Raw genomic sequence first — 15,653 nt, forward strand, 5'->3', positions numbered from 1 at the left:
GAATAAAAAATTAGAATATATGGCTAGATTGAAGTGGGAATACAGGGATAAGGTGATTCGATTTTCAGCAAGTCACGAGGGGCAGGAGAGTGAATTTTATATTGATCCCCGGTTGGTGACTTATTTGACCGAAGGAAAGAAAATTTATGACTTCCAAGTGTATGTTCAGAAGGAACAGACGGACCCTTACGTGTTTGTCGGGAAATTCACTGATATGACCGTGGAGGAAGGAGTTCCGGAAGGATATGAATTTACCGAATCGGACCAGATAACAGATCATTGTTTTTGTATCTGTCGGGCGTTGAATTTACCGGATCCTTGGTTAAGTGGAGACGGGTGGCGTAGTGAACCTTGCTATTTTGTGGCAAGGAAATTGAACGTGGAGGTTCCTCCTGTTCCCCCGGTACCACCCGTGCCTCCGAAGAATGAGGATGTTCCCCCGGTGAAAGATGATAAGCCGGAGCCTCCCAAGGCACCTGTGGAGGAGCCGAAAAAAGAGCAGGATGAAAAGCCCGAACCGCCCAAGGAACCGGAGGTAAAACCAGAAGAAAAAGATATGGTGGTATGCAAACGTTGTCAGACGAAACAGCGTATCACGAATCAGTATTGTAAACATTGCGGGGAGTCATTCGTTCCTTTGGAGCGTTGTGGAAAATGTGGACGAGAAGTGCCGAAAAATGCCATTTATTGTCCATTTTGCGGTAAAAAGCGATAATAATGATATAAAATATAAAGTTCATGATAACACTTATTCCAAATTCCGGTGTACAGTTTATCACGAAGGAAGTGAATCTTTCTGATGATAAATTGAATAAGTTCAGACCTTTTGAGTATTACGAGGAGAAAGATGAAGAGGAGGAGGACGAAGATGTTTTTCTGTTCAAACTTCCCTACTATTTATCGAGAATTTCCAGTTATATAGAGAAGGCTCCAAGCGAGTCGGGAAATACGGTTATCAATGCCGAGGCTATCAACGTAGAGACGTGGGAGGTCATGGACGAGGAGAAGATTCTGGATCGGGTGATTCACCGTATTCCGGAAGAAGAGATTATTTCTATCCCGGCCCGGAAGGCATTAGAATGCTTTGAGAATAAGTGGTTACCTGTTCCGTATTTATTAAAGACGGCTGCCGGGGATAAATTTCATGACGGGCCGACAGCTTGGGCCCGGATGTGGTTCACGAAGATCGGAACGCTGGATCATGGAAAGACGGGGGCCACGCATCACGTGGTGTTTGCTTTTGACACGACGGAAGCGGAGAGGCAACATCGCTTCATGAGCTTGAAAGCACAGAATGCTCGTACAAACCAGTTTTTTGCAGTCCCTAGGGCTGAAAGTGATTTGTACCAGTATTGGTATGGAAATGAGTGGATTGACAATTGGCTACGGCAAATTGTCCCCTTGTCCGGTTCCGAGCGGGAAAAGGTGTTCACGCATGTGGGGTATTATTTCCAACTGTTAAAAGTACTGTTGGGGTCAAATGTATTTGAAGAAATAGAGATTCCCGGACAAAAGGGAACGCAGGATATAGATGTAGATTTAGTGTTGGATATTGGAAATTCCCGAACTTGTGGGGTGATCTTTGAAACAGATCACGAGACTCCTTTCCAGTTCACGAATGCGGTACCTGTGGCAATACGGGATTTGGGTCAACCGAATCGGTTGTATCGGGAACCCTTTGAAATGCGGGTCGCTTTTCACGAGCAAGTGTTCGGTAACCGGATAGCCCGTATGGAGGCCGGGGACCAGAATATATTTAATTGGCCCAGCTTGGTTCGGGTGGGCAAAGAAGCGTTGCGTTATTCCGTGATCTTCGGGCAGAAATCTAATTCCTATATGTCAAGTCCGAAACGTTACTTGTGGGATTCCCGGAAACGTCCGGTGAGTTGGATGGTCGTTCCGGCCAATAAAGAGGCGGATTCGGCATCGGCCTTATTCGGTGTGTCCCATCATTTGACGGCTGACGGCGTGTTGTTGGAACGCGCTAGAGAAGATTTGGAGAAAAAGGGAGAAGGGCTGTTGCCTATCGCGGCGATGGAGGCGAACTATTCGAAGAGTTCGTTAATGACTTTCGCCATGTTCGAGATATTATTGCAAACACTTTCTTATATAAATAGTCATGAGTTTCGAGGGAATTCCCGCTTGAAACCGATGTACAAAGATTTTGCCCGGAAATTGAAACGGGTTGTATTCACTTGTCCCACGGCCATGTTGGAGGAGGAGAAGAAAATATTGCGGGAACATGCCGAAGATGCCGTTCGTCTGTTAAAAGATTACTTCCCGTCTTCATTGGTTGACGAGGTAGAAATTATCCCGTCGGCAAAAGATATTGGCGTGGATAAGACCAAACGTAAAAATTGGGGATATGATGAGGCTACTTGTAATCAGCTGGCTTTCGTGTATGGCGAGATCATGCACCGTTTCCGGGGAGACGCGGGCCTCTTCTTCAAGTATTCACAGGTTTGGCAGGATTATCTGAAAGAGAAGAATGCGGTACGGATTGCCAGTATTGATATTGGTGGCGGTACTACGGACGTGATGGTTTGCGAGTATTCCAGAGACCCGGACGCACATATCGTGGTGCTTTCTCCCGATCCGCTTTTTTGGGAAGGGTTTAACTTGGCAGGAGATGACATCGTGAAGAGTATCGTGGAAAGGGTGGTGTTGCCCCCGATCGCGGAATATGCCCGGGAACAGGGATGCACGTCCACTTTCGAATGTATGAATTTTCTGTTCGGTCCTCACTTGGGTACACAAAACGGGACAATGCAGCAATTACAGTTGATGTTCTCCACGCAGGTGGCTTACCCGATAGCCTTGGGTATTCTGGATCATGTGCGGGAAAACAGAAATGCTTGTTTCTATACCTTCAATGATTTCTACACGGACAATAAGCATGCAAATCCGGTGAATCAAGTGATTCAATACGTGAATGACGAGTTTAGAAATCATGGGGCTACTTCATTTAACTTATTGAACGTGAAGTGGAATATTGATAACCGTTTTATCAATCAGGTGATCGGGCAGGTAATTGAAAAGTTATTAGGGGATGTGTGTAAGAAGTTGAAAGCATACGAATGTGATTACGTGTTGCTTTCCGGTTGTCCGACGACCTTACCGGTTGTGAAAGATTTGTTCTATAAGTATTTGCCTGTGCCGCCAGAACGGGTTATCCCCATGGGTAACTATCGAATTGGAGAATGGTACCCGTTCTCGAATAATGCCGGGCAGATTAAAGACCCGAAGACTTGCGTGGCCGTGGGGGCGGCAATCGCTTTAATGAGTGGGGAGTTGATGCGCTTGGATAATTTCCGGTTGGACATCGGCAAGTTAAAAGAGAAATTCGAGTCAACGGCTAAATATATCGGTATTTATGACAAGATAAAGTCTCACTTGGCATCTATTTGCTTTGATGAGAACGAAAATAATAAACAATTACGTTTCGATGGTCCCATGTTGCTCGGGTTTAAGCAATTCGAGGCAACGGAGTGGGTTGCCTCTCCCATGTATTTACTGGATTTTGCATCGTCGGAAAAGGCCCAGATGATCAAGGATAAGTTACCTTTATCCGTGAATATCGAGCGTTCGGAACGGAATCGGGAAGCGTTAAAGATCCGGGGGACTATTTATGATCGGGACGGGCATGCCGTGTCACCGGAGTATCTGATTTTGCGGTTACAGACCTTGGCAGATGAGCAGGGGTATTGGTTGGATTCAGGGATCTTCTCGATTAATGATAACGTGGACGACTTATGAATGTGACAAGAGAAAAATCCGCTTTGTTGTCCTTGGAAACGAGAGGGGACGATGCCGAGCGTCTGGCAGTTTGGTTAACGACGTTTCTGGGGGAGGACGTGTTCCGACGTCTGGAAGAGAATGAAAACTTGCACGTGTCCATGTTGGAGGAAAAGAAAGATGTGACGGGGTGGTTAACAGCAGGTTTAAAAACAATTCTGAAGTCGGAGGACTTGGAGTTGCTGGTTCAACGTGTGGAACAGGAAATACAAGAATTGCAGAAAAGATTGATCGTTGCCGAGGAAATTCAGGTTTCTAATCAGGATATAACGGCTGATTGTGAACGACAGAAAAGGGAGATAGAGGCTTTGGAGGTGAAGTTGGAGCCTTTGCAAAGAGAGGTGAACAGCTTGAAAAAGAAAGTGGCTGCATCCGTGGGAATTGATGTCGTGGTGGATGCCGTTTTCTCCGGAGAAGCCGTGGAGATTCAGACCATAAATCAGTTGTTGAAAGAGGATATAAAGAATCCTTCCGAGGCTTTGTCTGCCTTTTGCGTGGCGCTGGCAAAGACTTGGGGAATTTTAGCGCAAGCTTTGCAGAAAGAGGGTGAGGAGGAAGAGAAAATGGAAATTTTGCATGTCGCCTTGACACGTGTGTTGGAGGCCTTAACGGGACTTTATATTCCCCAGCGACGGGCCGTGTTGGAGCAGTTGGCTAAATTGTGTAATTCGAGGGTTTCGGATTACCTGTTTATTTCACCGGAAGAGAGTAAAGAAATTGATTTAAGGATTCACAACGCCGCATCTATCGGGGGAAACCAGATACTGGAAGGGCGAACGTTTGCCGTGGTAAACCGTTCTTCCTACCAGACAGTGAAATACGCGGAAATCGAGGTTTGTTAACAATATAGAAAGATATAGGATATGAAAGATATAGTTGCTAAATGCCAGATCGTTGGACGAGGAATAAGTTCTGCCCTCCGGTGGATGGAAGAGTTCGCATCCGAAGAAAAGCAGCGAGCCTCCCTTGCTAAACTGAAAAAGTTAAACCGGGAGATTAAGAAGTTGGAACGGGCAACACATTTAAAGCCGGCCGTGGCTTTGTTCGGTCCCAGTCAGGCGGGTAAGTCTTTTATGGTGGGGCTGTTGGCAAAGAGTTCCAGCGATGAAGTGATGTACGTGGCGGACGATGCGACCGGGAAAATGTATGATTTTACAGATCAGATCAATCCTCCCGGCGGAAAAGAATCTACCGGATTGGTTACTCGATTCACCGTGGAGCGACACGTGGGACAACCGGCGGATAAGCCGATTATGGTGAAATTGTTCAGTCAGGTGGATTTGGTGAAGATTATTGCCGTGGGATTTCATAAAAATATTATAGAACCCGCGACTTGCCCGAGAGAGCAATTGCTGGGAGAGGTGGAAAAGGTGTTGGCTGATTTGAGGGGAGAGATGCGGGAGACACCTTATCCGGAGATTGACGAGGACCAGATTATGGGTATCAAGGAGTATTTATCCATGAAGTTAGGAGATAAATATATCATTCGCACGTTGGACGAGATGTCTTTCTGGGAAAGGGCGGCTGAGATATTGCCATACGTGTCTTGGGATAAACGGTATGAATTGTTGCAGTTCGTGTGGGGTAAACATGACTTCTTCAATGATTTGTTTATTTTGTTGAGCCGGGGATTGAGTACGTTGAATTTTGCCAATATGGCTTATGTCGGTTTTGACGCTTTGGTTCCGAGAGAAGTTTCTATCATCGACGTGAGTCGTTACTCCGAGATCAAGGAGAGTGAAGAGGAATGGTGCCGGAAGAATGCCCGGACGGGAGTGCGAACCAAATCACTGGAAGTTTCTGCCGGTGGTAAGTTGGCGAATATAGATCGGACGATATTGAGCGCGCTTATTTCCGAATTGGTATTGACATTACCCACGAACGTGTTGGAAGATCATAGTCGTGATTTTCTGAAGAATGCAGATATATTGGATTTCCCGGGAGAACGTTCGGCTGATATGTTCAAAGAGAGAGATTTCGTCGTGAAGGGATTTGAGGATCAGTTGAAAGTGTTTTTGCGGGGGCGGGTGTCTTACCTGTTTGATTATTATAGTTTAAACTTTGGTATCAGTTCCTTGTGCTTGGTTCTGGGAGATGGTAATCACGAGGTGGCACAGTTGCCGCATTTGATTCTGGAGTGGATTCATGGAATACATGGGGAAAGTCCGGAGGCTCGTGCCCGTAAAGAGAGCGATACGAAGATGTTGACCGGACAGGATTACGCTAATCCGTTGTTTGTTATCCTTTCTAAGTTCAACACGGCATTTGATAAGGGAAATGCCATGAAAAAAGAGGGGTATTATAGTATATGGAATGGCCGTTTTGATGATAATTTCAGTCAGGCCTACACGAAGCAGATGACAGACGTGTGGACCAAAAAATGGACGGATAAGGACTCATTCAAGAATGTTTTCATTTTGAGAAATCCGATGTTCTCTAAAGCTTATTTTAAGAACCGGGGAGGGGAAACCCACGTGTGGGAAGAGGGATTAAAGGAAGAGTTTGAAGTTATGATGAGCTATATGAGGGAGTCCTTCGTGACCGACGAGAATGTACGTTCTTTGGTGGATAAGCCGGAGGCTTGTTGGGATGATATGATTCAGCCGAATCATAGTGGTATTGATTATATGATGCCCTACCTGACCCCGGTAACAGATCCCCGTATCAAGAAAAAACAAATAGAGGATGCCGTGGAACAGGTACGTAAGATCGTGCTGAATGAATTGGAACAGTATTACGTGGGGGGAAATATTGAAGTGGAGTTGAGTAAGGCGAAAAAGAATGCTTTACAGACTAACCTACTGATTGGTAAGATGATCTCCGAGCAGCGAACAGGGAAATTTATTACCGCTTTGTCTTGTCCGGATTATGTGGCGAGAAGAGTGTACCAGGAGTTCGTGAACGGGCAGTTCGCGGTGCAGAAAGAAGTGAGCCAAGTAAACGTGTCGGATAACCAAGTATTGGTAGATTTACTGGATAGCTACGGTATTCAAGTTGTCCCCGGGAAAACTCGTTACGAGGAAATTATTTCACAGTTAAAGACGGTTACGGATATTGATGATGAAAAGATGTTGCTGGAGGTGATCGGAGAGGCTGGCATTGATGAGGCTGATTTACATGCTTTGGCTTTCTACGATCGGACAAAAGAGAATGATCCGGTGTACCAGTTTGTAAATCGTCTGGTAGGGGAGTGGTTGAGGCACATCGACAGTATGGACAGTTCTCGTTTGAAGGAGGAGTTTTGTATTGTGAACCCGGTGGCCTTTGTACAGGTTGTGGGGGTTCTGAAAGATAATTATGAACGGGTAGGGTTGAAAGAGCGTTTAGTGGATGCTCTTCGGAGCCAAGTGGAGAGTTATGATGTATCTCGGAATCAGAATTTCGAGTTGGTGACTCGTATCGCCTCTTCCGTTATAAATCAATTCGTGTTCTCTTTGGGATGGATATGGGTTCCTGTATCTGAACGTCCGGTTCAGAAATCATCCGGTACACCGATATTTACTCCGGGGGAGGAAGGAATGGATATTGCCCAGAGTTGGCGAACCGGTTTGGTGGAATCGTTCGTGGCCAATGTTTACTTCAAGAGTAAAGTAGATAATAAATCGAATTTGAAGTCGATGTCTAAACTAGGTGAGATTATTCATTCGATACAGGAAGATTAAGGGTATGAAAAGTCGTGAGTTGTTTAAGATAAAATTAGAGAATTATCGTCCTCTACTGTGGTATGGTGATACGGTTTTCGGTCGATATGCGTCAATTAAGAATTTGTTAGGTTCTCAATTCAGTCGAGAGTTTGCAAACGTGCTGGCAGAACCTTCCGTGATGGATGGTGAAAATGGAGTTCGATACGGGGTTTGGTATGCCGAGAACGTGGAGGAATACCGCTCTTTTGATAAACTCGGGCCGGAGGAACAAGAGCAGGCTGCCAATCAACTCTCCGGGATGCTGGAAAAAGTGACAGCATTCGCGGATCAGTTATTGCAAAGCGGGGAGACTTCTCACAAACAGATGGGTGAGATTCTGCATCTGGCATTCCGAGTCCCGGGATATGAATCTATTTATTGGGGTAACGGGCAAGTGATCTTGGTTTTATGGGGATTCGTTTCTGATGAGTTAAGCAAGAAAAGTTTTAGCTTGCGGGATGCATTGAGTCGATTCCGCCCCCAACTGACACCCCCGGAACCTCCGACGAAGGTGATGCCTCCGCCTGTGCCGGATACTGGAACTACTGGCATCACGGGAGACGTGAAAGAACCTGTTGTTACTCCACCGCCTATTCCCGAAAAGAATAAGGAGATAAACAAAAACGTGGAGGAACATGAAAAGGATGTAAAGATAACGGATGAAACAACCACGATTACGAAGGATGTAAAAGTAAAGAAAGCGTCTCGCTGGAGACTTTGGTGGGGAAAATGGTGGAAACGTTTATTGTGGATTTTACTAGCCTTATTACTCCTGTTATTATTGTTTTTCCTGTTGAATAACTCTCGTTGTGGAGGTTCAACAGGCCGGGATGAGACCACTCATATTTCAACGAATCCGGTACCGGGACGTGACCAAGATCGTTCGGGCGACCGAGATCGGCAGAATCCGGTGCCGCCTGTCCGAAGGGAACAGATTCCGGAGACGCCCCTTCCTATTAATAGAGATGATGTACGTCCCATGCCGGGAGATACATTGCAGCGTCCTATTGTGGGTAATCGCCTGAATGTTATTATTAACCGGGACAATACGATAGAAGAGTTTCTGGAAGATTTCAATGCAAGGTATGCGGATCAAGCTCAAGTCGTGTATTGCGACACGCTGGCTAACTTGTTGCAAGTACAATTCGCCACGGATGACATTGTTGTCTGGAAAGAAAGACTGCAAAAGTTGACGGGAGTCCGGATGGTTTTCACGGAAGGCGTCTTTGGTGCGGAAGTGATACCGGATGAGCCGGGTTTTAAGGATGCGGATGAGTCTTATTATTTTAAACTCATCCGGGCTTTTCAGGGATGGGATGTGACGATGGGAAGGGAGGATGTTGTTGTCGCGGTCATTGATAACGCTTTCGATTTGGAACACGAAGAGTTGAAAGGTCAATGTGTCGATCCTTGGAATATTATGACTAATTCGCCGGATGTGAACACGTATGGGGGAACACAGCGTCATGGGACCCACGTGGCCTCGTTGGTTGTTGGAGCCATAAATGGAGTGGGGGTTTCCGGAATAGCCCCGGGATGTAAAGTGATGCCGATACAGGTGGGAGTTGAGGACGGGAGTATGCCGACGTCTGCCATCATCAAAGGTTTCCTGTACGCTTTAAAACAAGGGGTACAAGTTATAAGTATTTCCATCGGGAGTAATCCTCGGGAGGGAACGGACCAGCTGCCGTGGGATGTGCAGGAACAGATCGGGCAAACTACTTTCGTTGAAGAGGGAATGTTCTGGAATGAATTATATGTCTATGCAGAGGAATGTGGTGTGTTGGTGGTGGAATGTGCGGGAAATGAAAACATATTGACCGTCGTTGACCCGATGAAACGTTCCGATAAAGTTTTATATGTAGGAGCTGTCGGAGTAAATGCCGAGCCAGCTTGGTTCTCGAATTTTGGGAAATATGTATCCATTTGCGCCCCCGGTATGAGTATCTATAATGCCATCCCGGATAATAAGTATGATTTTTTACAAGGAACGAGTATGTCAACTCCCATTGTTGCCGGAGCGGCAGCTTTGCTGTTTTCACTTGGGGATGATGTCAAGTTTACGGACGTTAAGGAGGCTTTAGTGAAGACAGCCATACCTTTGCCGGGGAACGGGGTACGTAAGCAAATCGGAAACTTGTTGCAAGTAGATAAAGCGATGGCCTATCTTCAGAAGAATAATCCCTTGCTCGCGGATCCATGTACTCGTAAAATAGACAGTTTAGAACGGGAGATCGAGCGTTTGAAAAAACAATTAAATCAACACTGATGCTACTACTGAGGACAACCGGATTGGAGCATGTTGTTCCTATTGTCAGGGACAATCTGGAATTGATAGCTTTGTACCGTCAAATAAAGAGTAATCTAGGAAGGAATGAGGAATATCGTATTTTTGCGGAACCCAGTATTGACCGTTTTAAGAAACAAATTAGCTGGTACACGGAATACGAGGAAGAGTTTTCTCCTTTGCGGGTTGTTTTTGCGTCCTGTTCTCCACAAGTTCAGGACGAAATAAAATCCGCTCTAAAAGAGAAGATTGATGCCGTGCTGGCCCATTTTAATCCGGATCATGGGGTGAAGAATCCCGATTACGTGGCATTTTATCAATTATTGTTGCAATGTATCGAGATCCCCTCGCTGGAAGATTGCGTGTACATGAGTCGCTTGTCGGACGGTACGTTACATTTCGTGCTAACGGAATGGGGGTTTTTGAGCAACACGTCAAATGCTGAAATGGGGATTATCCAGAAGATAAGACCCTTGAGAAATGTCATGATCGATTGCATTTATACGGATGGAACTCCGGCAAGCCAAGTTTTACTGCATTTCAAGCAAGGAGAACGTACTTGGAAAGCGATGACTGACGGGAATGGAAAATGTAATTTTTCTTTGCCTGTCGGGACTTCTTTCGAGGCTTATGACGTGCGGGAAGAAGCGAAACAACGTTTCTTGAAGGGGTTTAACGTGTTGGATCATGCGAAATACCAGTTGGTTTTGGAGGCAGAGGATAAGCCAATGCCTCCTCCGGTTCCCCCGGTTCCGCCCAAACAAGGAACCCCGCCTCCGGTACCCCCGTTGGGTGTGAAACAACCAGCAGAGGCTCCGCTTCCGCATAACCGGAAGACGGTGCATGTAATGAATCATTTGAACGAGGTGCTGACAGGAGTTCCCGTGCATGTTTGGGGGGAAGGAATTAATCTCCGGACAACAACGGATGAGAATGGTAATTTCTATCTGCATGATGTCTGGGGAACTAAAAAAGTGAAAATGAAGATCGGTGATGCTCCCGGGAAATTAAAGATCGTGCCGGATGCAGACTATTATCAAATGACGGTTTATCCCAAGAAAAAAAGACCTTGGTGGCTTTGGTTGTTGGGTATATTGTTATTACTTCTGTTATTATGGCTGTTGCGGGATTGCAGTTGTTCGTGTCAGCGACCGACAGGTGTCCCTGTTTTACCGGATTCTACTGTTACGCACCGGGAGACTGTTCCGGCTCCACCGGATTCATTGGCGGAACCTCCCCGAGATACCGTGTTGCGGGGTGAAAGAGGTTCTTTGAGAATAAATTTGCAGTGGGGTAGCACGGATGATTTGGATTTGCTCGTGATTAATCCCTGTTCGGATACGATCTATTACAAGCGTAAACGACAGGTTTGTGGCGGTTGTACAGGAACTTTGGATGTAGATGCAAATGCAAAACCGGAAATGGCTATAGCGAATCCTCAGGAAAATATATTCTTTGACGAGTTGCCCCGGGGAGAAATTCAAGTGGGGGTGCAGATGTATAATAAACGGGTATCGAACACTTGTCCGTTTAGAATAACAATTCAAGCTCATAATTTTGAGCAAGTGATAGATACTGTACTTGTTTTTGATAGATTAAGGGAAAATATGATTATTTTTACCAAGAAATTTGATTGATGTATATAGATAAATGTGTAGTGTTATGAAATGTTCTCGATGTGGTCATGATAATGATTCTGATGCGTTATATTGCGTGGAATGTGGTTTGGTGTTGAATGGAGCCCACTCGTGCAAGGCTTGTCATAATTGGTTGAATCCGGGATATAAATATTGCATCTATTGTGGGAAGAAACAAGGAGCTAACGTGGCAAAAATAGCCGGAATATCTACCTTAGTCGTTGTTCTGTTGGCGGTGGCTTTTGCCGTGTGGTATTTCTATCCTGTTAATACCCCGGAAACTCCCGTTGCTAATAATGACCAGATCATAGAGCTTATCCAGAAAAACTTAGGCGAGGTGTCTGCCGGACATGTAGATTTATCGCAACCACCCGCCCAGTTGAACACGGTTTTAAGTGACTTTGCCGCACCTGATTCCGTCTGCGTGGAGGATAGGTTTATCGGTCAGCGTTCTACTCCCAAGGAGTTTTTGAATCATTTATGGTTAACGGGGGAAGTATATCAGGTCATTTCCGTGACCAAGAATGATGCGAAGAAAATAACCGAATTAGTGGTAACAAAATGATATGACTATGATAAAGAGAGTTTTACTATTCACGTGCGTCTGTACGCTGGCCGTTTTGAGTACTTCTGCCCAGACTTTCAGGAATAAGTTATTCCCATCGAACGAGATTAGTGGTGAGGAATTTAAAAAGCAGGCCATAAACAAGATACAATCATTACAGAATTATCTGGAAGTCTTGGTGAAGAACGATCAGAATACTTCTAAAACAGCCAAGAACGCGGCAGTCGAAAATGCCGTACGTCTATTTTCAGATGAAAACCGTATCGTAGAGGTAAATTCAACATCCCGGCCCAAGCCCCGGAAACTAAAAGTTCGTCAGTATTTGGTGAAACTTGCTTTTTTGTCCGAGAAAGTGTACGATAAAGTGACGATCCGTTTTTATGATGTCTTTTTCATTTCTAATTTCAAGAAACGTCCGGATGGGAAGTACGAGGCTGTGGTTTCCATGAGCCAAAAGTTTACGGGAGAAGGTGATCGTCCCTATTCCGATGTCGTGCAAAAGAACATACAGATCATACTTGTTCCTATTCAAAAGCCGGAAGGCACGTATTACGAAGTAAAACTGGGGGATATTTCGATCACGGACAATAATATATAATACCTTGAAAATACTGAATTTATATAAATACATCTTTCTCGTTATTTGTGGTTTGCAGAGCGTTACTCTGGCGGCTCAAGGTCTTGACGATGACAGGGCAATAAATAACGTGTTGACGATGCGTGTTAAAATGTTGGACGAGTTTTTCCAGCGTTTTAACGGGAAATACACGGTACATGCGTTTCAGCAGGAGAATCTAGATTCCGTTTTGTTGGAAAAGATGGTTACGGTAATGAAGGATCGGGAAATGATGATTCAATTCCTAGTAAATCAACGAAACGAGAAATTGGTGGAAAGTCCGGTTGTAAAGGAATTCGTGAAACAGGTTGTGAAGGATTCCACCCTGTTATCTTTTTATGATCCGGATTGGTATGCCGTGCTTACCTGTAAAATCAAGATAAAGGGAAAGGAAGAACGCGTGAATTTGACATTAAAAGTTCAACAAGGGGAACAGGGCGATAGCCGATGGGTTATCGTGGGATGTAGCCCTTTTAACGAGAAGGCTTTCACGCCGAAAGTAGATTCTCTTTTCTTTATCGGCCCGGCTAATAATGAATTGAACTTCATGGAACTTTCAAGTAATATGGTAGCAGACACTTCGTTGGTAACCTATTGGGCAAAGGGGATTCAGCCGGATTACCTGACTCTTTTCTCTTGGTTGACGTACAGCGGGACGGCAGAACTACAAAAAATCGAATCTATAAAGTACTATTGTTTGCAGGTGAAAAATTATATGTTCACGATCGAATTTTTCAACCGGGCCGAGTACAATTCTGGCTGGCTGATCTCTGCCGTGCAGAAAATGAATAGCGAACAGAAAGTTGCCTTCCGAAAGGAGTCTCTTTTCGTGAAAGGAGAAGTTCTCCAGTGGAAATTGTTTCAAAGATAATCTTGTATAATCTCGCTTGATTTCGCTAAAGTTACATGAATTTTTCGTATATTTGTATGTTTTGTGTCGGAATGAAATTCCGGCTGTGAATGAACAGTTTAGCGAATATAAGAAATAAGAAAAAACAATTAAATATATCATATGAGTGAAGAATTAGAGCAGAACATGAGTGAAGAAATAGAGCAAACGAATAACGAGTATTCGGCTGATAGTATTCAAGTGTTGGAGGGGTTGGAGGCCGTTCGTATGCGTCCGTCCATGTATATTGGAGATGTTAATACGAAAGGATTGCATCATTTGGTGTACGAGGTGGTCGATAACTCGATTGACGAGGCGTTGGCTGGCTATTGTAAAAATATCGATGTAACGATTAACGAGGATAACTCGATCAGCGTGTCTGACGATGGACGTGGAATTCCGACGGGAATGAACCAGAAAGAGAATCGCTCGGCACTGGAAGTCGTGATGACGATTCTGCATGCCGGTGGTAAATTTGATAAAGGTTCTTACAAGGTTTCCGGGGGACTTCACGGGGTGGGTGTATCCTGTGTGAACGCACTTTCCACGAAATTGGTCGCAACCATTTATCGTGAAGGTAAAATCTGGCGCCAAGAGTACAGTAAAGGATTCCCGTTAGCAGATGTGCAAGTGATTGGCGAGACGGATCGGACGGGTACGACGATCTATTTCAAGCCGGATGATTCTATATTTTATGTAACAGAATATAAATATGATATTTTAGCTGCCCGTTTGCGGGAGTTGGCTTACCTGAACCGGGGGATCCGTTTGTCGTTAACTGATAAACGGACGATTGATCCGGACACGAACGAGTTTAAGTCAGAAGTTTTCTACTCGGAAAAAGGATTGAGTGAATTCGTGGAATACTTGGATGAAACCCGGGAGAAATTGATTGACGAAACCATTCATATCACGACCGAAAAGAATGGAATTCCGATCGAGGTGGCCATGCATTACAACACGGAGTTCAAGGAAAATGTTTACTCTTACGTGAATAATATCAACACGATAGAGGGGGGAACACACCTTGCCGGATTCCGTCGGGGAGTGATGCAAACCTTGAAGACGTATGCAGATAATTCCGGGATGTTAAGCAAGTTGAAGTTTGATATTAGCGGGGAGGATTTCCGTGAAGGTCTGACAGCTATTATTTCCGTGAAGGTGGCAGAACCTCAATTCGAGGGACAGACCAAGACCAAGTTAGGTAATACTGAGGTCGGGTCGGCCGTGGCTCAAGCAGTAAGTGTCGCATTAGCAAATTATCTGGAGGAACATCCGAAAGATGCCCGTGCTATCGTGGACAAGGTAATCCTTGCCGCACAAGCTCGTCACGCGGCCCGTAAAGCCCGTGAACTTGTGCAACGGAAGACGGTGCTTTCCGGTTCCGGTTTGCCCGGCAAATTGGCGGATTGTTCGGATAATAACCCGGAGAACTGCGAGATATTCCTTGTCGAGGGAGACTCGGCAGGGGGTACAGCTAAACAAGGGCGTGACCGTAAATTTCAGGCGATCCTTCCATTGAGAGGTAAAATCCTGAACGTGGAGAAAGCGTTGGCCCATCGCGTGTGGGAAAGTGAGGAGATCAAGATGATCTTCCAAGCTTTGGGAATCACGATTGGTACGGCCGAAGATAGTAAAGCGGTTAATTTGGAAAAAATACGTTACCACAAGATCGTGATCATGGCCGATGCCGACGTTGACGGGGCGCACATTGCCACGTTGATCATGACATTATTTTTCCGTTACATGAGATCGGTAATTGAAAACGGTTACTTGTATATCGCAACCCCGCCTCTTTACTCCGTGAAGAAAGGAAAGGAGCAACGCTATTGCTGGACGGAAGAACAGCGTTTGCAATTGATTCAGGAAATGGGAGCGGGTAAAGAGAGCAGTTTGCATATCCAGCGTTACAAAGGTCTTGGTGAAATGACAGCAGAACAGTTGTGGGACACGACTATGTCTCCCGAGGGCAGAACGTTGCGTCAGGTGACGATTGAGAATGCTGCCGAGGCAGACCGTATTTTCTCCATGCTTATGGGGGACGATGTGCCGCCTCGTAGACAGTTTATCGAACAGAACGCTACATACGCTAACATTGACGCTTAAGCGCCAATGTAGTTCCAAGTTGCAGGTTAATGGGTTACAGGTTTGTACTATTAATCTGCAACTTGTTTTATGAAA

The 15,653-nt window shown here is 45.2% G+C and carries 10 protein-coding genes; all 10 read left to right on the forward strand.

Annotation, left to right across the window (positions count from 1 at the left end; all coding sequences use genetic code 11):
* Positions 1 to 19 precede the first annotated feature (19 nt).
* The 10 genes from QVC79_RS08675 to gyrB all read left to right on the forward strand — a co-directional run bounded on the left by QVC79_RS08675 (position 20) and on the right by gyrB (position 15,578).
* Positions 20 to 715 carry a zinc ribbon domain-containing protein gene (locus tag QVC79_RS08675; protein WP_270594122.1) on the forward strand — a complete coding sequence of 232 codons (696 nt, stop codon included), beginning with the start codon at positions 20 to 22 and terminating at the stop codon, positions 713 to 715.
* Between the two features lie 23 nt (positions 716 to 738).
* On the forward strand, positions 739 to 3,756 hold the full coding sequence (locus tag QVC79_RS08680; RefSeq protein ID WP_270594119.1) for a virulence factor SrfB: 3,018 nt from the start codon (positions 739 to 741) through the stop codon (positions 3,754 to 3,756).
* Positions 3,753 to 4,637, forward strand: a complete 885-nt coding sequence (locus QVC79_RS08685; RefSeq protein WP_270594117.1) for a hypothetical protein — start codon at positions 3,753 to 3,755, stop codon at positions 4,635 to 4,637. The genes QVC79_RS08680 and QVC79_RS08685 overlap by 4 nt, the downstream gene beginning before the upstream one ends.
* Before the next feature lie 21 nt (positions 4,638 to 4,658).
* Positions 4,659 to 7,457: a virulence factor SrfC family protein gene (locus QVC79_RS08690; RefSeq protein ID WP_270594116.1), complete on the forward strand. Its 2,799-nt coding sequence runs from the start codon at positions 4,659 to 4,661 to the stop codon at positions 7,455 to 7,457.
* A gap of 4 nt (positions 7,458 to 7,461) precedes the next feature.
* Positions 7,462 to 9,747, forward strand: a complete 2,286-nt coding sequence (locus QVC79_RS08695; RefSeq protein WP_270594114.1) for a S8 family peptidase — start codon at positions 7,462 to 7,464, stop codon at positions 9,745 to 9,747.
* On the forward strand, positions 9,747 to 11,402 hold the full coding sequence (locus QVC79_RS08700) for a hypothetical protein (RefSeq protein WP_270594113.1): 1,656 nt from the start codon (positions 9,747 to 9,749) through the stop codon (positions 11,400 to 11,402). Before QVC79_RS08695 ends, QVC79_RS08700 begins: the two co-directional genes overlap by 1 nt.
* Positions 11,403 to 11,427: 25 nt before the next feature.
* Complete coding sequence (locus QVC79_RS08705) at positions 11,428 to 11,967, forward strand: zinc ribbon domain-containing protein (RefSeq protein ID WP_164719670.1); 540 nt, start codon at positions 11,428 to 11,430, stop codon at positions 11,965 to 11,967.
* A gap of 7 nt (positions 11,968 to 11,974) precedes the next feature.
* Positions 11,975 to 12,565, forward strand: a complete 591-nt coding sequence (locus tag QVC79_RS08710) for a hypothetical protein (RefSeq protein WP_087420300.1) — start codon at positions 11,975 to 11,977, stop codon at positions 12,563 to 12,565.
* A 4-nt stretch (positions 12,566 to 12,569) separates the two neighbouring features.
* Positions 12,570 to 13,454: a hypothetical protein gene (locus QVC79_RS08715; RefSeq protein ID WP_270594111.1), complete on the forward strand. Its 885-nt coding sequence runs from the start codon at positions 12,570 to 12,572 to the stop codon at positions 13,452 to 13,454.
* A gap of 165 nt (positions 13,455 to 13,619) precedes the next feature.
* Entirely contained in the window at positions 13,620 to 15,578 is a 1,959-nt protein-coding gene (gyrB, locus tag QVC79_RS08720; RefSeq protein ID WP_270594169.1) for a DNA topoisomerase (ATP-hydrolyzing) subunit B, read from the forward strand.
* Positions 15,579 to 15,653: the final 75 nt, after the last annotated feature.

It is taken from the genome of Butyricimonas sp. (genome assembly GCF_019423355.1).
In the GTDB taxonomy this organism is placed as follows: domain Bacteria; phylum Bacteroidota; class Bacteroidia; order Bacteroidales; family Marinifilaceae; genus Butyricimonas; species Butyricimonas faecihominis.